Raw genomic sequence first — 20,042 nt, 5'->3', positions numbered from 1 at the left:
TGGTGGATCAGCCGCCGTTGGGCTCTTGGGCGTCGGTGGCGGGGTACTTGTCCATGAACTGCTTGAGGGCGTCGCCGCTCGGCTCGGCGCAGAACTGGCGGTGGCCCTTGGCGACGTTGGCCTCGCCGGCGCTCCAGTGGGAGAAGGCGATGTTCTTGCCGGCCGGCCAGGCGGCGCCGTCGGTGGACTTGAAGGGCGCGGCGATGAACTTGCCACGCGCGCTGTCGGGCGACTTGGCCTTGGCGATGCGCTCGATCTCGCCGACCTTGTCCTTGTCGTTCGCGATGGCCTCGTTGTACCAGAGGATCGTGTAGCCGTGCTCGAGGTTGTGCACGAGGTTCTCGATCGCGGGGCGGTCCGAGAGGGCGTAGAACGTCTTCCCGAAGGGCGCCCAGTTCTGGTAGTGCGGACCGGACGACGGCGGTGACACCGAGTAGGTGATCTTGGTGCCGTCAGGCTTGTGGTCCAGCAGACCGGAGGCCTTGTCGTCGATGATCGCGTCGCAACCCGCGCTACCGGCCTTGGCGCCGATGTCGGTGATCGCCATGTTCCTGGTCCGGGAGTCCTGGATCAGCTTGATCGCCGGGAAAGCGATGATGCCGAGGCCCACGATGATCGAGACGGCGACGATGGTCCAGGTACGGCGCTTGTCCGACCGCGCCTGGTCGCGCTGCATCTTCTCGATCAGCTCGCGACGTGACTTCTGCGTCTTACCCACAGTGATTGGTCTTCCCGGCTCAGGGGCGGTCCACTGCCGCCGTGCGGATGAAGTGTACGCAGGCAATCTGAGAGGTTGCCTAGAACGTTCCGCTCACCGTGAGCCGAACGTGACCGTTGCCTCACTCCCCGGACCCGTCCGAACACTCACGCCATAGCCCTCGGCGTGCAGCAGGACGGCGAGGCGTTCAGCCAGTTGACCGACCGCGATCGGGTCCGCGCCGAACACCGTCGCCGTACCGCCGTCGACCTCGATGTGCAGGCCGTCGGCATCGGCCAGCAGTCGTCGCCAGAGCGAAGCCTCGAGCGGGCGCGGGCCGGTCGGCGGCACCCGGTCGAACAGCGCGGCGAGGGCGGATTCGCGCGTGCCGAGGCTGAAGAGGTCCGACTCGGCATCGCGAACCAGGGCCTCGGCGCCGGGGCCGTGTTCACCCACGGGCAGTACGACGTCCGCGAGGCCTCGCACGACGGCGACCGGGATGCCCTCGGCCTTGCCCTTGACCAGGTCGCTGGCGGCCGCGATCTCGTCCGCGATGGCCGGCAGCGTGACCGCGAGCGTGTTGCCGTGGCTGTCGGCGCTGCCGCGCAGGTCCTCGATGACGGTCACGCCGGCGGCGCCGATGGCCAGGTCGATCTGGCCACTGCGCCAGGGACGGCCGAGGGTGTCGGTGATCACCACGCCCACGTTCACGTCGTACCGCTCGTGCAGGGCCTCCCGGAGGGCCCGGGCCGACGCGTCCGGGTCGAGCGGCAGCAGCAGGATCGTGCCGGGTGCCGTGTTCGACGTGTCGGTCCCGGCGGCGGCCATCACGAGGCCGTGCCGGGTCTGCACGATTCGCGTCTCACCGCGCTGGGCGACGACCCGCACGAGCTCGGCGTCGATCGCCTCCGCTCGCGTCGTACCGGTGAGAATCCGGTTCTCGGCTTTGCTGACGATCTTCGAGGTGACGGAGATGACGTCGCCGTCGAGCAGGACGGCCGCCTCCCCGATCAGCGCGGCCAGATCGGTACCCGCGGCGACCTCCGGCAGGCCGATGACGGGAACGATCTCCAGGTTCTTCCGCATCAACGCAACCGCTCCGCCAGGTCGAGGGCGGCCGTCGCGATGGCGGCCGTGGTCGGTACGTCGTTCATCCACAGCGGTACGGCGTTGCAGGCGATCCCCGCCGCGTTGAGCTCGTCCACCTGGGCCACGTCGGACGTGTCGATCAGCCAGCCGTCCAGCACGCCACGGTCGTCGCGCGATCCATGGAACAGGCCCACCGCGGCGGCCGTCGACTTCACGCCGATCGCCGCGAGCACCTTGTCGGCCATGCCGCGAACCGGGCCGGTGCCGATGATCGGCGAGACGCCGACGACCGGCGCCTTGGTGGCACGGACTGCCTCGCGGATACCGGGCACGCCGAGGATGGTGCCGATCGAGACGACCGGGTTCGACGGGGGCAGCAGCAGTACGTCGCAGTCCGCGATGGCCTCGAGCACGCCGGGTGCGGGTTTGGCCTGCTCCTGACCGACGACCACGATCTCGTGGGCCGGCACCTCGGCGTGCAGGCGGACCCAGTACTCCTGGAAGTGGATGGCCTTGCGGGCGCCCGGGTGCTCCGGATCGTCGACGACCACGTGCGTCTCGACCCGCTGGTCACTCATCGGCAGCAGCCGCACGGGCAGCTTCCACCGGGCGCTGAGGGCCTCGGTCACGGCGCTCAGGCCGTAGCCCGCGTCGAGCATCTGGGTCCGGACCAGGTGGGTCGCGATGTCGCGGTCGCCGAGGCCGAACCAGGTCGGCTGCACGCCGTACGCCGCGAGCTCTTCCTTCACCACCCAGGTCTCGTCCTCGCGGCCCCAGCCGCGCTCGGTGGAGATGCCGTTGCCGAGGGTGTACATGACGGTGTCGAGGTCCGGGCAGACCCGCAGCCCGAACAGGGTGATGTCGTCGGCGGTGTTGCCGATCACGGTGATTTCGGCGTCGGGGCGGGCCGCCAGCAGGCCACGAAGGAACGTCGCGCCGCCGACGCCACCGGCCAGGACTGTCAATCGCATGGCAGCAGTCTGCACGAGTCGCCAAAGCAACGGACCGGCGCGGGACTATGCTGCGGTGGGTCCGGGGAAGTCGCGCCGTCCCGTCGAAGGCTCCGGGCAGTCTTTGGCCCCAACATCTTCCGAGGAGCCCTCGTGGTCACCGACGCAACCAAGAAGCTCAGAGAGCCGGTCGCGTATTCACTCATAGCCTTCGCCGGACTAGTCGCGCTGGCTTCGCTGATCCGGCTGTTCCTAGGGGACACCTTTGCACTGGCGGCCTCGGCCGTCGAAGGGGCCGTAACGCCACCAGGTCTGTCCGGGCTGGCGCTGCTCGCCGCACTGGTCGGCGCCGTTTACCTGGTGGCCGAGTCCGGTGAGCGGACGGCCAACGCGCGCACGGTCACCCTGGTGGCCCTGATCCTGACCGGTCTGCTCGCGCTGATCGCCCTGATCACCGCGATCGCCGGATTCTCCGGTCCGGCCGATGCCGGCAACAAGATCGTCGGTTTCCTTTACACGCTCGGCGGCCTGGCGCTGTACGCGCCGGTCGGCTTGTTCGTCTACAACACCTTCAAGGCGCTGCCCGCGCCGGTCCGTGCGCCGCAGCCGGGGCCGCACGGCCAGTTCGCCGGTGGCCAGGGACAGTACGGCGCTCAGGGCGGTCAGGGCGGCCAGTACGGCGACCAGCAGTACGGCGGTCAGCAGTACGGGGCGCAGGGCCAGTACGGCGAGGCCGGCGGGCAGTACGGTGCCCAGGGCCAGCAGGGTCAGTACGGCGCCCAGGGTCAGTACGGCCAGGGTGACCAGGCAGGCGGCCAGTACGGCGGCTACGGCGCTGCTGCGGCGGGTGCAGCCGGTGCGGCTGGTGTCGCGGGCGCTGCGGGTTACGCCGCTGGACAGCAGGGCGAAGGCCAGCAGTGGGGCCAGGGCGAGCAGCAGCCCGCCTGGGGCCAGACTGAGGCCACTGAGCAGGGTGACGCGGCTCCGGCCGCCGAGGCCTCCCAGTGGGGTCAGGACGCCGGTCAGCAGCAGTGGGGCCAGCAGGCTCAGTACAGCCCCGAGCAGAACCAGCAGTGGCCGTCGCAGGAGGCTGGCCAGCAGTGGGGTCAGGAAGCCGGCCAGCAGCAGTACGGCCAGGAGTGGCCGCAGCAGGGTGCACAGGGCGAGCAGCAGGGCGCCCAGGGCACGCAGGGCTGGAGCCAGCAGGGTTGGCAGCAGCCGGAGCAGTCGTGGGAGAGCGGTGCTGCCGCAGGCACGCCCGAGACCCCGGCCGCCCCGGTTGAAGGTGCTGCCGACACCGAGGACGACGACGCGACCCGCATCCAGCCGCCGGTCGAGGACAAGCCCGGCGAGCCGGGTGGCCAGGGTGGTCAGCCGGGTGGGGACCAGCAGGGTTGGTGGTCTCAGCCCTCGCAGTGACCCATCGGTAACTGCGCTTTTGAGGCCCGTCGGCATCGTCCGGCGGGCCTCTCGCTGTTTTGCAGCCGTGTTGCGGATGTTGCCACTAGCAGACCACGGCTTGACTTTGCGGGATTGCAGGAATGTAATTTCAGTCGTGTCGTTCGTTAGGACACTCGGTATCGGGGACCGTTGCAGAGCGCAGGACGGACGAGGTCAGGCATGTGGGACCGCAAACCCACATGCACAGGGGAACGAACAGGGTCGAGGAGGTCGTACCGTGACAGAGCTGATGGCGATTGTCGACGGTGAGGCGATCGAAGAGGAACTCAACTGGCAGGAACGGGCGTTGTGCGCCCAGACCGACCCAGAGGCTTTCTTTCCGGAGAAGGGCGGATCCACCCGCGAGGCGAAGAAGGTCTGCCTCGGCTGTGACGTCCGGGGCGAGTGCCTCGAGTATGCGTTGCAGAACGACGAACGCTTCGGTATTTGGGGCGGTTTGTCGGAGCGGGAGCGGCGCAAGTTGAAGAAGCGGGCCGTCTAGCCCGCTTTCGTACAAGATGACGGGTTCCGCCTGAGCCCGTGCCGGCGTCCGGCGTGCTGGTGCCCTGCCACCCAGCCGCCGTCGCCCGCCCCTTCCCTCGAGATGCCAGCCTTCCAGCGCTGGCGCAACTTCAGAAGTCGCGTAGGGTAGTCCGCGCCCCGGCCTGGCAACGGCGTGGGCGGCAGGCCCACCACTTCGTACGAGGTGCAACTACACCGCATGGAAACAGAAGCCCAGGCCGGCTGGGATTTTTTCGACTCGGTCGATTTTCCCGCCGACGGCACTGACGACCCACTGGGGCGCGCGCCGGTTCGTCACGTCGTCACCGCCATCGTGGTCGGTCACGACGGCGCAGCCTGGCTGCCCCGGCTGAACGAGGCGCTCTGGGCACTGGAACGACGCCCGGACAGCCTGATCGCCGTCGACACGGGCTCAACAGACGAGACCGCTGAACTGCTCGCGAGCCTGCCCGGTGTTGAACCCGTGGTCAGCCTCTCCGCCCGCACAGGTTTCGGGACAGCGGTTGCCCGAGGTCTTGATGCCGTTGGATTCGCCGCGATCCCCTCAGCCGTCGGGCCGTACGGCAGTGACGAAAACACTCCGGTCCGTGAATGGATCTGGCTGCTGCACGACGACTGCGCGCCGGCTCCGAAGGCGCTCGAGCGGTTGTTGCTGGCGGCGACGATCAACCCCGAGATCGGTATCTGGGGCCCCAAGCTGCGGCTGTGGCCGCGCGACCGTGAGCTGCTCGAGGTCGGCGTCAGCACCTCGCTGGGCGGCCGTCGCGATACCGGGATCGAGCCCGGCGAACTGGACCAGGGCCAGCACGACAAGATGCGCGACGTACTCGCGGTCAGTTCGGCCGGCATGCTGGTCAGCCGCGAGGTCTGGGAAGGCCTGGCCGGTTTCGATCCGCGGCTGCCGATGTTCCGCGACGACATCGACTTCGGCTGGCGTGCGGCCAAGGCCGGCGTCCGGGTCGCGGTCGCGCCCGAGTCGGTCGTGTACCACGCGCAGGCCGCCGCGACCGGTGAGCGCCCGCTCGCGGGGACCCGGCGGCACGCGTACCAGTTGGACCGCGCGCACGCCTACTACACCGTGCTGGCGAACGCCCCAGGCAAACTGCTGCCGCTGCTGATCGTTCGCTTCCTGCTCGGCACGATCTTCCGCTCGGTCTGGTTCCTGATCGGCAAGGCGCCCTCGGGTGCGGTCGACGAATGGACCGCCCTGCTCGGCACGTTGCTGGCCGGCGGCTGGACCAAGGCCCGCAAGGACCGGCGCAAGCTCGACCGGCAGCCGCATGACAGCCACAAACAGCTGTTCGCGCGCTCGATCACCGCCATCCGGCACATCGTCGAGGACACCGGGAGCTCGATCACCGAGCGACTGCGCGAGGCCTGGGCGGATGAGCCGGAGGAACAGACCGTCACAACGGCCCGGCGAGCCCGTACGTCGACCCGGGTCGCCGTCGATCAACCGCGCTGGCGTCGTCAGCTGATCCGGCGGCCGTTCCTGATCGGCTGGATCTTCCTGGTCGTCGGAGCGGTGTTGTCCGCGCGCAGCGTGCTCGGTTCGGGCGTGCTGCGGTCCGACGTGATGCCGCCGCCGCACGACACCCTCGGCGACCTCTGGCATGCCGCCGCCACCGCACCACCGGGCGTGACCCCGCCGGCCTGGCTCGGCCAATTCGCGGCTTGGGCTTTCGTGAGTTTTGGCAGTCCGTCCTTGGCGACCGACCTGATGGTGCTCGGCGCGGTGCCACTCGCGGGTCTGACGGCGTGGTCGTTCCTGCGCAAGATCGTGCTCGACCGGATGGCTCGCGCCTGGGGCGCCACGGCGTACGGGCTGTCGGTTTTCGCCGGTGGTGCCGTCAGCCAGGGCCGTCTTGGGACTTGTGTGGCCGCGGTCGTTCTCCCGCTTTTGGGGATGGCGATCCATACGGTGACGCGTCGACGGCGTGTAGCGCTGCAGGGCAGTTGGCGGGCGGCTTGGTTCGCTGGCGCCTGCATGGCCGTGTTGTTGGCGTTTACGCCATCCCTGGGCCTGCTGGCGGTTGTAGGCGCTGGAGTTGGTGGACTGCTTGCACGCGGTTGGTCGCGGCAGAGCCGGCAGCTGTTGTTCTCGTCGGTGCTGGCTCTACTGCTCGTGCTGCCCTGGACTATCGAGCTATTGCTTCACCCGTCGCGGATCGGTCAGGAGGCTGGTGGTTCGCCTACAGCCGCCATTGGGCCTGGGGACAGCATTGGGCGGCTACTGACCGGCATACCCGAGGGTGCGCCCGTGCCGTGGTTCCTGGGCATCCCGTTGGTGCTGGTGGCACTGCTGAGCATGTTGCGGGCCACGCGGAGCAAGTTCGAGCTGTTGGGTTGGGCCGTCGCGTTGACGGGTCTGGTTGGCACGTTGGCCGCCAGCCGTCTTGGTGGTGGCAGTGGTCCGTTGATGTTCCTGATGACCGCAGGCTGGATCGGCGTCATCACCGTCACTTGGGATTCCCTGGGGCGTTCGGCCGAGCTGATCGTCCGAGGCGTGCTCACCGTCGTACTGCTCAGCAGTGTCGTCACAGCCGGCTGGTGGATCGTTCGCGGGGACGACGGGCCGCTGCGGCGTGAACCCGCGCAGGACCTCCCGGCGTACCTGGTCTCGGCGCAACAACCTCCGCTCAACAGGTCGATCGTTGTCGCCACCAAGCAGCCCGACAGCGGGATCGAGTTCACCCTGGTCCGCAATGGCGGTCCGCGAATGGGGGCGGTCGAGGCCGAGGCGCCGGCGCGGCAAAGCCAGTCGATCACCGAGGTGCTGGCCGCGCTCGGTGGTGGTGGTGCAGGGGACGAGGCGCAGCGGTTGGCTGAGCTCGACATCGACTACGTGTACCTGGTGCCGCCGCTGGATCCGGGCCTGGTCTCGACGATCGACTCCGTGCCCGGTCTCAACCGTTCCAGCGCGAACGAGGGCGCCGCGGCCTGGGCCGTCGAGGTGCGTGCCGACGGCAAGAGCCCGATGCGCGAGGTGACGCACGACATCTGGCGGATCCTCGGCATCGTCGGCTGGCTGCTGGCCCTGGTGTTCTGCCTGCCGACCGCCCGGCGTAGCGTCGCCGGAACCCATGCGAGGAGGGTCGCGTGAACCGTCTGCTGACCGATCCCCGCCTGCGCGTAGGTCTCTGCGTCGGCGTCCTGGTGGTGGTCGCGTTACTCGGTGTGCTGGCCGGACCGCCCGCGGTCAAGTCCAGTACGGGCGGCGCCGCGTTGAACGGCAAGGCCGTTGTCAGCCGTACGACGGTCGCCTGCCCGGTGCTCGGTACCGGCGGCAAGGTGAACTCCGTCGTCACGGCCGTCTCGCCTTTGCTTCCGGACGGTACGCCGATGCCGGACGACCCCACGACCGCTCTGACCCTGTCGGACCTGGATCCGGACTCGGGCCGCGTCTACACCAGCGTTCGCGAACGAGGCCAGCTCGGCGTGCTGAGTCGTACGAACAACAGCGAGATCATCTCCGTACGGGCGAACGGGCCGCTGGCGGCGGGCGCTGCTGCGACCGTGATGGCCACCTCGGACTCCGGGGCCAATCGTGGCGTTGCCGCTTCGCCTTGTGTCGCGCCTACGTCGGACTTCTGGTTCGTCGGGGTGAGCTCGATGGCTGGTCGTCGGGGTGTGTTGACGCTGACCAACCTCGACGAGGAACCGGCCGGCGTGGACGTTTACGTGCATGGGGCGGAGGGCGAGGCGGATGTGCCGGCGGCCAAGGGGATCGTCGTACAGGCTCGTGGTCAGACCGAGGTTTATCTGAACACGGTGCTGCCCGATGCGCGCGATCTTGCGCTGCATGTGCAGGTCGGGTCGGGACGGGTTGCTGCCACGTTCCGCGACAACGTGCAGGGTAAGGACGGTCCGTCCGGCGTGGATTGGATCCCGGCTGCGGGTGAGCCGACCAAGCGGGTGATCGTGCCGGCGATTGCTCCTGGCAAGGGGCTGCGGGTTTTGACTGTGGTCAATCCGGGGGATGTGCAGGCGACTGCGACGTTGACGCTGCATGGGCCGAACGGGCGGTTCAAGCCTGCGCGCAAGGAGACGTTGGATATCCCGGCCAAGTCGACGCGGGTGGTTCGGTTGGACGATGCGTTGAAGGGTGACGGGGGCGGGGTATCGATCGAGTCGGATCAGCCGCTCACCGCGTCGGCGCGGATGGTCGATGCCAAGCAGACGGATTTCGCGGCGAGTGCGTCGGCGTTGCCGTTGACCGGGCCTGCGTATTTGGCGTTGCCGGCGCATACGGAGACGTTGGTGTTGATGCTGACGGCGCCGGATAAGGGTGCGGCCTTGCAGCTCGAGATCCGCGATGCCGGTGGGCAGGTGGTGCAGACGCGGGAGCTGGATGTGGCTGAGGGTGCTACGAGCGTGGTGGCGCTCAAGCCGGTCCCGAAGGCCAACTACCTCACGGTGACGCCTCGCAAGGGCGATCTGGTCGCCGGCGTGGTCCTCGGGCCCCCGACGAAAACGTCAACCCCCACCAACAAATTCGCCGCCTGGACCCTAGCCACCTCCCTGGTCTTCCGCGCCCAACTAGGCGCCGCCCCCAACGTAAACGCCGCCCTCCGCTAATCCCTGTACCGACCAGCCGGTGGGAGTGCCGCTGCACGGGAACACGGCGCCACTCCAGCCACCAAAGGGCGACCAACCGGTGAAGGTGCCGTCACTGCACGGCGACGATTGGGCGCATCTCGCGCCCTACTCCCAGCCGGGTGAGGGTGAATTTTAGGAACAGCTTTTGAACGATGGGGCGCGAGATGCGCCGAATCGTCGCAACATCAGCATCCGGATCTTTGAAGGCTTGGGATCCAAAATGCTGCTGTATTGCGCCCAATCGCCGCCGTGCAGTGCACCACCCTCATCATGATCCGCCCTTACTGGCCGGCTTAGTGGCGGCACCCACCTCATGAACCGCCGTGGTGGCCGTGCAGTGGCGTCGCCGGAAGGCATGAGCGGGCCGTTGGTGCCGGCAGCTGGTGGGTGGGGTTATTCGTCGTCGGGGTCGAAGTCGGGGTCTATTTGTTCGGGGGAGAGGGCTAGGACGTCGGCTAGTTCGTGGACTAGGGCGGAGCGGACTAGCCAGGGGAGGGTGTGGCCGGTTCGTTCGGCGCGGAGTTCGATGGGGCGGCGGAAGACGACGATGCGGTAGGGCTCGTGCGACGTACCCCCGCTGGAGTGCGTCAGCGGCACCTCGCCCACATGCCCATCCAGATTCGGCACGTCCTCGATCGCGAATTCGACCCGCGTGACCACCTGCGGTAGTCGCTTCTCCAGCCGCGTCACCTCGATCGCGACGACCTCGTCGAACTGGGCCGCGGCGGAGCGTTGCAGGGGTAAACCACGCGGCGCGAAGGTGCTCGGACGGCTGAGCGGTCCGAGCATGCCACGCCCGTGGCGGTCGATGTGCCTGCGATGACGGCGAGCCTCGGTCACGCCAGAAGCCTAGTGGGAGTAGCGTCAGCTCGTGAGCATCGCCAGGATCTGTTCGCGCGCCGCCTGCCATCGCCCGGCCGTGTCGACGCTCACCTATGTCTATGCCGACCAGACCTGCGTGCTGGGTCCGCTGGCGACATACGCCGAGCCGCACTGCTACGACCTCTGCGCCGACCACGCCGACCGGCTGACCGCGCCGAACGGCTGGGAGGTGATCCGGCTGGCTCCGGACCCCGCTGCCGCCGGACCGTCGCACGACGATCTCGAGGCGCTCGCGGACGCCGTACGGGAAGCTGCCCGCCTGGCACCACCGCGCGAGCCGAGTCGCGACGTACCGGGTGCGCCGGTCGAGGTGGCCCGCCGCCGGCACCTGCGCATGCTGCAGGACCCCGGCACTTCCGCGGCACCCGACTAAGTGCCGCAAGCACCGAACAACTCCCGAGCCAACGCGCTAGCCTCTGAATGGGCTTGTCGGACGTCCAGGATAGGGTCCCCGCATGGTTGACGTAGCTGCGATCTTCAAGGCGTACGACGTCCGCGGGGTCGTTCCGGACCAGCTGGACGAGTCGGTCGCGCGCGCGACGGGGGCCGCCTTCGTGGAGGTTCTGGACGTGCTGTCCGACGGCGGCGCGGTCGTGGTGGGTCACGACATGCGCCCGTCGAGCCCTGCCCTCGCGCAGGCGTTCGCCGAGGGGGCCGCGTCGACCGGCGCCGACGTGATCATGATCGGTCTGGCCTCCACCGACCAGCTGTACTTCGCCTCCGGCCGCCTCGGTCTGCCCGGCGCGATGTTCACCGCCAGCCACAACCCCGCGCAGTACAACGGGATCAAGCTGTGCCGCGCGGGCGCCGCACCGGTCGGCGCCGAGTCCGGCCTGCGCGACATCGCCGACCTGGTCGAGAAAGCCCTGGCCGACGCGGAGCCGCAGCCCGCGATCACCGGTTCGATCACCGCCGAGGACCTCCTCCCGGCGTATGCGGATCACCTCAACGACCTGGTCGACCTGCGCAAGAGCCGTCCGCTCAAGGTGGCGGTCGACGCAGGCAACGGCATGGGCGGGCACACCGTCCCGGCCGTGTTCGCGGGCCTGCCGATCGAGGTCGTCCCGATGTACTTCGAGCTCGACGGCAGCTTCCCCAACCACGAGGCCAACCCGCTTGACCCGAAGAACCTGGTCGATCTGCAGGCCAAGGTGGTCGAGGTCGGAGCCGATCTGGGCCTGGCCTTCGACGGCGACGCGGACCGCTGTTTCGTGATCGACGAGAAGGGCGACCCGATCTCGCCGAGTGCCGTCACCGGTCTGGTCGCCGTTCGTGAGCTGGCCAAGCACCCGGGCTCGGCCGTGATCCACAACCTGATCACCTCCAAGGCGGTGCCCGAGCTGATCGCGGAGCATGGCGGCCGTCCGATCCGCGCCCGCGTCGGCCACTCGAACATCAAGCAGTTGATGGCCGAGACGGACGCGGTCTTCGGCGGCGAGCATTCGGCGCACTACTACTTCCGCGACTTCTGGCGTGCCGACACGGGCATGCTCGCCGCGCTGCACGTGCTGGCGGCCCTCGGCGAGCAGGAGTTGCCCGCGAGCGAGCTGTTCGCGGAGTTCGAGCGGTATGTCGCGTCCGGCGAGATCAACTCGACGGTCGCCGACCAGGCCGCCGTGGTCGCCGAGATCGAGCGGCTGTTCGGCAGCCGCGAGGGTGTCACCGTCGACCACCTGGACGGCCTGACCGTCGATGGCGGCGACTGGTGGTTCAATGTCCGGGCCTCCAATACCGAGCCGTTGCTGCGGCTGAACGTCGAGGCGGCGGACGCCCCGACGATGGCGGCGCTGCGCGACGAGGTGCTCGCTCTGATCACCTCGGTGTGATCGACGAACTCTTGCCGGCCTCAATGCTGTGATCAACAAGGAGAAGCGATGGCTGTGAACCTGGATCCCGACCTGTTGAGCATCCTGGTCTGTCCGAAGTGCCGTTCGGAGTTCCGGGTCGACGACGCGGCGAGTGAGCTCGTCTGCACGAACCCGGACTGCGCCCTGGCCTACCCGGTCCGGGACGACATCCCGGTGCTGCTGATCGACGAGGCCCGACCGACCAAATGACCGCCTTCGACGACACCCGCCTGGACGATCCGGTCGCACTGGCCGCGGCCGACGACCTGTTGCGCCGCCTCGCCAGCGCCGGCGCCCGGATCCGGGCCGAGATCGACGCCTCGACCGACGCCCTGACCGCGCTCGACACCGACGGCTTCCGCCCGCGCGCGGTGGTCGCCGCCGGCCGGGACGCGCGCCTGGTCCGGGCGGTGCTGGAGCCGGTCTGCCCGGTTCCGTTCGTGGCCTGGCCCGGTCCGGGTCTGCCCGGTTGGGCCGGACCGCTGGACCTGGTCGTCGTGCTCGGCGGGATGAACGCCGACGCCGGCTCGGTCTCGGCGGCCTCCGAGGCGGTACGACGCGGCTGCGGGCTGATGGTGGCCTGCCCGGACGAGTCGCCGATCGCGGTCGCCTCGGCCGGTTCGCGGCACGCCATCCGGCTGCCGTCCCAGTCCGACGACCAGCTCGCCTCGGCCATCGCCGTACTGCAGGCGTTGCACCAGCTCGAGCTCGGCCCGGCCGTTGAAGCGGATGCCGTCGCCAAGACGCTGGACGATGTCGCCGTCTCCTGTTCCCCGAACCGGGACGTCGCCGTCAACCCGGCCAAGGATCTCGCTCTGATGCTCGCCGACAGGATGCCCCTGGTCTGGGGTGGCACGGTGCTGGCCGCCCGCGCCGCTCGCCGGGTCGTCGAGGCGATCCGGCTGGCCTCGGGTCGCCCGGCCCTCGCCGCGGATGCGGGCCACCTGCTGCCCGTGCTGGCCAACCAGCCCCCGCGGGACCTGTTCGCCGACCCGTTCGACGACGCCGCCCCCGACGATCTGCGCCCCGGCCTGGTCATCCTCGACGACGGCGCGGGTGATGCCCCGGTGCTCGAGGCCCGTCGCCAACTGGAGGGGACGGCCGAGCGCCACGACGTGCGGGTCAAGGTGCTCACCCAGGACAACGGCTCGGACGTCGCGCGCTACGCGGCCCTGATGCAGTCCGGGCGGTACGCCGCGGCGTACTTGGGCCTCGGCCTCGAGCGGTATGGCATGCCCGGCACCGGCCGCACCGGTTCGCTCAACCCGGCGGAGGACCCTGCGTGGTAAGCCTCCTGCTGAACACCGTCCGGGACTACGCCTGGGGATCCCGGACGGCGATTCCCTCGCTGCTCGGGATCGAGACGGACGGGCGCCCGCAGGCCGAATTGTGGATGGGCGCGCACGAGTCGGCGTCCTCCGTCTTGGCCGACGGCAGCTCGCTGTACGACGTGGTGACCGCGGATCCCGCCGGGGTGCTGGGCGCGGAGGTGGCCGAGCGGTTCGACGGCCGTTTCCCGTTCCTGGCGAAGATCCTGGCCGCGGCGCAGCCGTTGTCGATCCAGGCCCATCCGTCGCCCGCGCAGGCGGTCGAGGGGTTCGCCCGGGAGGACGCCAACGACGTACCGCGTGATGCCGGCGAGCGGAACTATCGCGACGAATGGCCGAAGCCGGAGATCCTGGTGGCGCTCGGCCCGTTCGAGGCGCTGGTGGGATTCCGCCCGCCGGCCCAGACAGCCGCGTTGATCGGGGCCCTCGACGTACCGGCGCTGGAGTTCATCGCGGCGGCGTTGCGCGACGGCAAGCTGGCCGAGGTCTTCGCCGAGGTGATGGCGATGGACCGCGACGCGATCCGTCCGCTCGTGGCGGTGCTGGGGGAGGCCTGCCGTCGCTACGAGGGCGAGCTGACGCTGGAGGCCGAGACGCTCGACCGGCTCGCGCAGGACTTCCCGGACGACCCGGGTGTGCTCGCGGCGCTGCTGCTCAACCGGGTCCGGCTGGAGCGGTTCGAGTCGGTCTACCTTCCGGCCGGCAACGTGCACGCGTACCTGTCCGGCACGGGCTTCGAGGTGATGGCCAACTCCGACAACGTGCTGCGCGGCGGTTTGACCCGCAAGCACATCGACGTACCGGAGCTGGTGTCGGTCGTGGACTTCGCGCCGCTGACCGATCCGATCTTGCGCGGTACGACGAACGGCCCGGTCACGGTCTACGAAACCGGGTGCGAGTATTTCGCGTTGCGCCGGGTCGATCTGACCGGTGACGAGGTGACGGTCGACGCCGCCGGCCCGCGGATCGTGGCCTGCCTGGACGGTCAGGTCGAGTTGTGGACCGATGGCGATCCGTTGCCGCTGGCCCCTGGTTCGTCCGCGTTCGTGGCTGGACCCGAAGAACCCTGTAAGTTACGGGGGGCCGGAACGGCGTTCGTCGTCTCCGTGACCTGAGAACGTAGCAAACCCCTCTCCCCGAAAGTCGAGGAATCTTCAGATGGCTGGTGGCGGTACCAAGGCGGTCGTCGCGGCACTGCTGGCGAACACCGGAATCGCGATCACCAAGTTCGGGGCCTGGGCCCTGACCGGATCCGCGTCGATGCTGGCCGAGTCCATCCACTCGGTCGCGGACGCGGGGAACCAGGCGCTGCTGCTGCTCGGTGGTAAGCGGGCCAAGCGCGAGGCGACCGAGCTGCACCAGTTCGGCTACGGCCGCGAGCGGTACGTCTACTCGTTCATCGTCGCCATCGTGCTGTTCAGCGTCGGTGGTCTGTTCGCGTTGTACGAGGGCTATCACAAGGTCTCACACCCCGAGGCGATCACGGAGTGGAAGTGGGTGCCGGTCGCGGTGCTCGTGGTCGCGATCGTGCTCGAGTCGCTGTCGTTCCGCACCGCCATCGTCGAGACGAACAAGGTGCGCCACGGCGCCAGCTGGAGCAACTTCATCCGCAACGCCCGGTCGCCCGAGCTGCCGGTGATCCTGCTGGAGGACTTCGCGGCCCTCACCGGTCTGGTGCTCGCGCTGGCCGGCGTTGTGCTGTCCCTCGCCACCGGCAACGGCATCTACGACGGCCTCGGCTCGATGTCGATCGGTGCGCTGCTGGTCGTGGTGGCGATCTTCCTCGCGATCGAGATGAAGTCGCTGCTGATCGGCGAATCCGCCACCCGCGAGGCCTCCGAGCGCATCACCGCCGCCATCGAGGCGACCACCGGCGTGGACCGGATCATCCACCTGAAGACCCTGCACATCGGTCCCGAGGAGGTGCTCGTCGCGGTCAAGATCGCCGTCGCCGAGACCGCCGACGCCAAGGTCGTCGCCGACACCATCAACGCCGTCGAGCGCGCCGTCCGCGAGGCCGAGCCCACCTCCGTCCACATCTACGTAGAACCCGACATCTTCGTCCCCGGCTACGAGCCCGAAGAGCGCCCGGTCGCCCCCGACGCCCCTTCCCACTAGGGACCACGGCGAGTTCTTTTTTGCGTTCATTCGTCGGAATCCGCCCTCTTCCGCCGCTGACCTGCACAGGCAGGCGGTGCTGAGAGGGCGGATTCCGACGAATGAACGCAAAAAAGATTCAGCGGGGGCGTTGGCGGGGTGGGGGGAGGACGCCGCTGCGGCCTAGCCAGTGGAGGGCGCGTTCGCGGTCGATGTCGGAGGCGGTTGGCGGGGTGCTGAGGCGGCCGGTGCGGTAGCCGAGGTTGCGGAGGTCGGCCGCGACGGACGGTTCGGCCAGGGCCTTGAGGGCGAACGCGAGCGCGGCGGGCGTCACGTCGTACCGCTGCTCGAGTTCGAGCGCGAGCCGGACCGCGGCGAGGTCGCGGGCGTCGTACTGGCGATGCGCGGTCGAACGGCTTGCCGGCAGTAGGCCGAGCGCTTCCCGGTAGCGCAACATCCGCGGGGTGGTGCCCAGTTTCGAGGCCGCCTCAGAGATCCTCATACGCCAATCTTGACATTTTACCGACAGGTTTCGAACCCGGTCGCCCGGTCTGGGGCCTACCGCCTCTAGGCTCTTCACCGAACAGCCCACCACATCCTCAGGGAGCGGTTACCAGATGACGTTCGACTACAAGGTGGCAGACCTCGGCCTCGCCGAGTTCGGTCGCAAGGAGATCCGGCTCGCGGAGCACGAGATGCCGGGTCTGATGGCAATGCGCGCGCAGTACGGCGAGAGCAAGCCGCTGGCCGGTGCCAAGATCATGGGCTCGCTGCACATGACCATTCAGACCGCCGTGCTGATCGAGACGCTGACCGCGCTCGGCGCCGAGGTGCGGTGGGTCTCCTGCAACATCTTCTCCACCCAGGACCACGCCGCCGCGGCGGTCGTCGTCGGGCCCAACGGGTCGGCGGACGCTCCCCAGGGTGTCCCGGTCTTCGCCTGGAAGGGCGAGACGCTCGAGGAGTACTGGTGGTGCACCGAGCAGGCGCTGGTCTGGCCGGGCGGTGAGGGTCCGAACATGATCCTCGACGACGGTGGCGACGCGACGATGCTCGTGCACAAGGGCACCGAGTTCGAGAAGGCCGGCGTCGTGCCGGACCCCTCGACCGCGGAGTCCGAGGAGTACGCCGTCGTGCTGTCGGTGCTGACCCGGACGCTGGCCGAGGACCCGCAGCGCTGGACCACCATCGGTCAGGCGATCAAGGGTGTCACCGAGGAGACCACCACCGGTGTGCACCGGCTGTACGAGATGCACAAGGCCGGCGCGCTGCTCTTCCCGGCGATCAACGTCAACGACTCGGTCACCAAGTCGAAGTTCGACAACAAGTACGGCTGCCGCCACTCGCTGATCGACGGCATCAACCGCGCCACCGACGTACTGATCGGCGGCAAGGTCGCGGTCGTCTGTGGCTACGGCGACGTCGGCAAGGGCTGTGCGGAGTCGCTGCGCGGCCAGGGCGCTCGCGTCATCGTGACCGAGATCGACCCGATCTGCGCGCTGCAGGCGGCGATGGACGGCTACCAGGTCACCACCATCGAGGACGTCGTCGGCACCGCTGACATCTTCATCACGACGACCGGCAACAAGGACGTCATCACCGCCGACCACATGGCGCAGATGAAGCACCAGGCGATCGTCGGCAACATCGGCCACTTCGACAACGAGATCGACATGGCCGGTCTGTACAAGACCGACGGCATCGAGCGGATCACCATCAAGCCGCAGGTGGACGAGTTCCGCTTCGCCGACGGTCACACCGTGATCATCCTGTCCGAGGGCCGGCTGCTGAACCTCGGCAACGCGACGGGCCACCCGTCCTTCGTGATGTCGAACTCCTTCACCAACCAGGTGCTGGCGCAGATCGAGCTGTTCGCGAAGACCGCGGAGTACCCGACCGACGTCTACGTGCTGCCCAAGCACCTCGACGAGATGGTCGCCCGGCTGCACCTCGACGCGCTCGGCGTAAAGCTGACCGAGCTCTCCAAGGAGCAGGCGGAATACCTCGGCATCCCAGTCGAGGGTCCGTACAAGTCGGACGCCTACCGCTACTGAGCAACCGCGTCCACAGCGCCCCGTCTCCCACCCGGGAGGCGGGGCGCTTCGCTTCACCTACCCGACCACTCGCGGGGAAGGGGAACGCGACTAGTCGCAGGAGCCGGTGGGGCGGAAGGGCTCGGTTAGTTGCGGCAGGTACTGGATGGGGTAGTTGGGTTTGGCCGCCATGCCGAGGTCGTCGCTGGTGAAGCGTCGCGCCGGGTCGTGGCTGTAGGTGCCGAGCAGGCGGTCCCAGATCAGGGTGAAGAGGCCGAAGTTGACGTCACCGATGCCGGCCCATTTGAGGTGGTGGAAGCGATGGCCTTCGTTGAGCGCGAGGACGTGTTTGACCGGGCCGACGCGGTAGTCGGCGTTGGAGTGTTGCAGGAGCAGCTGTACGGCGACGGCGAGCGCGAGCGCTGACGCCACGGACACGGGTAGCCCGATGAGCAGTAGCGGGATGACGCCGGCAGTCATCTCGAGCGTCTGGTGGAGAGGGTGTTTCATCAAGCCGTTCAGCCCGTAGAACCGTTTGACCGAGTGGTGGACGGCGTGGAAGCGCCACAGCACGCCGACCTTGTGACTGGCCAGGTGTACGAGGGTGATGCCGGCGTCCGCGGCGAGAACGGCCACGACGACCTGTGCGACGAACGGCCAATCGTGGGGCCAGACGTCGAGGGAGGGAACGATCGCGGCCAGAGCAGGGATCGCGGCGACGCTGGCCAGGATGAGGGTCTCGTTGACCGCGCTGTGCGTAACGTCGCGACCGGCGTCACCGGCGGGCTGGTTCCAGGCATCGTTGTACGGCAGGATCCGTTCCGCGGCGAACGACAAGGCGATCGCGGCGACGAGCACGGCCAGGAGCCAGGCCTTCGGTGCTCCGTTGGAGGCGAGCCAGATCGCGGTGCCGTTGATGCCGAGCAGCATCAGCGGGGCGTAGCCGTAGCGGACCAGTGGTGGGAGAAGTTGCATACCCGCCAGCCTGGTTCCCAGGGCGCCCGCTGGACTTGAACAGATCTGCTGATCAGCGGGTGGCCGCGAGGGCTTGGCTCGGGCTGATACCGAACATGGCGCGGCATGAGCGGGTGAGGTGGGCGCTGTCGGCAAACCCCGCGGCGTGGGCTGCCGTGGTCAGCGATGCTCCGGCGGTGACCTCGGCCAGGGCGTGCTGAAGCCGGGCCCATCGTCGCCAGGTGGGATAGGTGAGGCCGAGTTCGTCGGTGAACAGGTGCCCGAGGCGGGTCGCCGATATCCCTGCCAGCTGGGCGAGCTCGGTGAGCAGTAGTGGCCCGTGGAGGTGTTGTGGCGCCAGCTGCAGTGCTCGGCGTAGTGCCGGATTGAGTTCCACTGCCGATGGCTGGGGTGGCGGCACGCTGGTCCAGCTGGCCGGATCATCGGACAGGGCAGCGGCGTACGCGGCGCCTTGTGAGCTGTCAGGATCGAGGTAGGTGATGGTGCCGGTCGTGCCGGGTACGGCAACGATTTCGTGCGCCGCGCCGGTAGGGATGGCGGCGGCGTCCGTGACGGCTTGTTCGCGCCCAGCGGCGTCACGCAGTACGACGTGGCCGGTGCGGATGTGTAGCAGTTGGATCGCGGCGTGCGCGTGTAGGCCGGTACTGCCGAGAGTGCCGGTGAATCGCAGCTGTCCCGGCGTCTGCCGCGTCTGCCCGACCCAAGTCATCTAGAACTGCTGGGTTGGCGTGCCGTACGCCGAGCGGTGGCCGAAGGGGCTCGGCGGCTGGGCGTAGAAGCGGCGCTGGGCCTCGAGCCGGTTCACGTCGCGGCGGCGGCGTTCGGCCAGTACGGCGGAGAGGTAAGCCGGGGCCGAGATAGGGATCGGCGGGGTTGGCGCGGTGACCTCGTTGACGCGGTACGCCAGTGCGTTGCCGAGCGCCTCGCGGGCCGCCGGCTCCAGCTCGGTGTAGCGGGCCAGGAACTCGCGCGACGTGTTGGCCAGGTCGTCGGTGAGCCGGGACAGCTCGAGCGACTGGGCCCACTCGACCAGGTGGCCGGGCACGAACAGCGGTGGCGAGGGGATCGGCTGGTGCCGCTCGCGGATGACCACGGTGCCCGCGACCATGTCGCCGAGGCGCTTGCCCTGTTTGTTCATCACACTCGCGACGATGCCCGGGCAACACCCGAACCAGGGCGCGAAGTCGACGAACAGCCACATCAGCGAACGGACGAAGGCCTGCCGGAACCGGATCGAGCTGCCGTCGTCGCGCACCACCCTGAGCCCGAGCGCCATCTTGCCCAGCGTGCGCCCGCGGGTCAGTGTCTCCATCACGGTGGGGTAGCCGACCATCACCAGCAGCACCACGAAGACGATGACCGCCGCGGCCAGGGCGGGACTGGCGCCGGTGAACAGCCAGATCAGCAGCACCGCCAGCAACAGACCGAGCGCGGTCAGCTGTAGAGCGACGTCGATGGCCGTGGCCAGTGACCTGGTGGGCATCCGGGCGAGCCGAACCTGGAGGACAACCGCTTCCCCCGTGACAAGCTGCGACATCCGTTTCCCCTCCCAAGGCTCGCTAGTGCGACACCCGCGTTGGATA

The 20,042-nt window shown here is 68.8% G+C and carries 19 protein-coding genes; 11 read left to right on the top strand and 8 right to left on the bottom strand.

The window, feature by feature from the left end:
• Positions 1–7 precede the first annotated feature (7 nt).
• The 3 genes from OG394_RS17910 to cofD all read right to left on the bottom strand — a co-directional run bounded on the left by OG394_RS17910 (position 8) and on the right by cofD (position 2,757).
• Positions 8–718, bottom strand: a complete 711-nt coding sequence (locus tag OG394_RS17910; RefSeq protein ID WP_328996523.1) for a DUF3105 domain-containing protein — start codon at positions 716–718, stop codon at positions 8–10.
• A 93-nt stretch (positions 719–811) separates the two neighbouring features.
• Positions 812–1,783 (bottom strand): coenzyme F420-0:L-glutamate ligase, encoded by a 972-nt coding sequence (locus tag OG394_RS17905; protein WP_328996522.1) that lies wholly within the window; start codon positions 1,781–1,783, stop codon positions 812–814.
• Positions 1,783–2,757, bottom strand: a complete 975-nt coding sequence (gene cofD / locus OG394_RS17900) for a 2-phospho-L-lactate transferase (RefSeq protein WP_328996521.1) — start codon at positions 2,755–2,757, stop codon at positions 1,783–1,785. The genes OG394_RS17905 and cofD overlap by 1 nt, the downstream gene beginning before the upstream one ends.
• A gap of 132 nt (positions 2,758–2,889) precedes the next feature.
• On the opposite strand from cofD, the gene OG394_RS17895 reads away from it, so the two are divergent.
• The 4 genes from OG394_RS17895 to OG394_RS17880 all read left to right on the top strand — a co-directional run bounded on the left by OG394_RS17895 (position 2,890) and on the right by OG394_RS17880 (position 9,276).
• The gene (locus tag OG394_RS17895; RefSeq protein ID WP_328996520.1) at positions 2,890–4,155 is read left to right on the top strand and encodes a hypothetical protein; all 1,266 of its coding nucleotides are present in this window, start codon (positions 2,890–2,892) and stop codon (positions 4,153–4,155) included.
• 271 nt (positions 4,156–4,426) lie between these two features.
• Positions 4,427–4,678, top strand: a complete 252-nt coding sequence (locus tag OG394_RS17890; protein WP_380050681.1) for a WhiB family transcriptional regulator — start codon at positions 4,427–4,429, stop codon at positions 4,676–4,678.
• A 219-nt stretch (positions 4,679–4,897) separates the two neighbouring features.
• A complete protein-coding gene (locus tag OG394_RS17885) occupies positions 4,898–7,801 on the top strand; it encodes a glycosyltransferase family 2 protein (RefSeq protein ID WP_328996518.1) in 2,904 nt (967 codons plus the stop codon).
• Positions 7,798–9,276 carry a DUF5719 family protein gene (locus tag OG394_RS17880; protein WP_328996517.1) on the top strand — a complete coding sequence of 493 codons (1,479 nt, stop codon included), beginning with the start codon at positions 7,798–7,800 and terminating at the stop codon, positions 9,274–9,276. The genes OG394_RS17885 and OG394_RS17880 overlap by 4 nt, the downstream gene beginning before the upstream one ends.
• Positions 9,277–9,690: 414 nt before the next feature.
• Here OG394_RS17880 and OG394_RS17875 read toward each other — a convergent pair whose 3' ends face one another.
• Positions 9,691–10,137 carry a metallopeptidase family protein gene (locus OG394_RS17875; RefSeq protein WP_328996516.1) on the bottom strand — a complete coding sequence of 149 codons (447 nt, stop codon included), beginning with the start codon at positions 10,135–10,137 and terminating at the stop codon, positions 9,691–9,693.
• A 31-nt stretch (positions 10,138–10,168) separates the two neighbouring features.
• Here OG394_RS17875 and OG394_RS17870 point away from each other — a divergent pair, with 31 nt between their 5' ends.
• From OG394_RS17870 to OG394_RS17845, 6 genes are all read left to right on the top strand, one after another.
• Positions 10,169–10,552 carry a DUF3499 domain-containing protein gene (locus tag OG394_RS17870; protein WP_328996515.1) on the top strand — a complete coding sequence of 128 codons (384 nt, stop codon included), beginning with the start codon at positions 10,169–10,171 and terminating at the stop codon, positions 10,550–10,552.
• An 82-nt stretch (positions 10,553–10,634) separates the two neighbouring features.
• Positions 10,635–12,005, top strand: a complete 1,371-nt coding sequence (locus OG394_RS17865; protein ID WP_328996514.1) for a phosphomannomutase/phosphoglucomutase — start codon at positions 10,635–10,637, stop codon at positions 12,003–12,005.
• 48 nt (positions 12,006–12,053) lie between these two features.
• Positions 12,054–12,236, top strand: coding sequence for a Trm112 family protein (locus OG394_RS17860; RefSeq protein ID WP_442914289.1), 183 nt, complete (start codon positions 12,054–12,056; stop codon positions 12,234–12,236).
• Positions 12,233–13,315, top strand: a complete 1,083-nt coding sequence (locus tag OG394_RS17855) for an SIS domain-containing protein (RefSeq protein WP_328996513.1) — start codon at positions 12,233–12,235, stop codon at positions 13,313–13,315. The genes OG394_RS17860 and OG394_RS17855 overlap by 4 nt, the downstream gene beginning before the upstream one ends.
• Positions 13,309–14,469 carry a mannose-6-phosphate isomerase, class I gene (manA, locus tag OG394_RS17850; RefSeq protein WP_328996512.1) on the top strand — a complete coding sequence of 387 codons (1,161 nt, stop codon included), beginning with the start codon at positions 13,309–13,311 and terminating at the stop codon, positions 14,467–14,469. The genes OG394_RS17855 and manA overlap by 7 nt, the downstream gene beginning before the upstream one ends.
• Before the next feature lie 43 nt (positions 14,470–14,512).
• Positions 14,513–15,472 (top strand): cation diffusion facilitator family transporter, encoded by a 960-nt coding sequence (locus OG394_RS17845; RefSeq protein WP_328996511.1) that lies wholly within the window; start codon positions 14,513–14,515, stop codon positions 15,470–15,472.
• A 118-nt stretch (positions 15,473–15,590) separates the two neighbouring features.
• On the opposite strand, the gene OG394_RS17840 is transcribed toward OG394_RS17845, so the two are convergent.
• Positions 15,591–15,953, bottom strand: a complete 363-nt coding sequence (locus OG394_RS17840; RefSeq protein ID WP_328996510.1) for a MerR family transcriptional regulator — start codon at positions 15,951–15,953, stop codon at positions 15,591–15,593.
• Between the two features lie 115 nt (positions 15,954–16,068).
• Here OG394_RS17840 and ahcY point away from each other — a divergent pair, with 115 nt between their 5' ends.
• Positions 16,069–17,505, top strand: coding sequence for an adenosylhomocysteinase (ahcY, locus tag OG394_RS17835; protein WP_328996509.1), 1,437 nt, complete (start codon positions 16,069–16,071; stop codon positions 17,503–17,505).
• Between the two features lie 90 nt (positions 17,506–17,595).
• Here the strand turns inward: ahcY and OG394_RS17830 are convergent, their stop codons facing one another.
• The 3 genes from OG394_RS17830 to OG394_RS17820 are packed head-to-tail and all read right to left on the bottom strand — an operon-like array spanning position 17,596 to position 19,996.
• Complete coding sequence (locus OG394_RS17830) at positions 17,596–18,459, bottom strand: sterol desaturase family protein (protein WP_328996508.1); 864 nt, start codon at positions 18,457–18,459, stop codon at positions 17,596–17,598.
• Between the two features lie 52 nt (positions 18,460–18,511).
• Positions 18,512–19,168, bottom strand: a complete 657-nt coding sequence (locus OG394_RS17825; protein ID WP_328996507.1) for an AraC family transcriptional regulator — start codon at positions 19,166–19,168, stop codon at positions 18,512–18,514.
• On the bottom strand, positions 19,169–19,996 hold the full coding sequence (locus tag OG394_RS17820; RefSeq protein ID WP_328996506.1) for an RDD family protein: 828 nt from the start codon (positions 19,994–19,996) through the stop codon (positions 19,169–19,171).
• Positions 19,997–20,042: the final 46 nt, after the last annotated feature.

The organism is Kribbella sp. NBC_01245 (assembly GCF_036226525.1).
Taxonomy (GTDB): Bacteria; Actinomycetota; Actinomycetes; order Propionibacteriales; family Kribbellaceae; genus Kribbella.
Note: the sequence above shows the minus strand (reverse complement) of the source record. Positions and strands in the feature narration are given on the sequence as shown.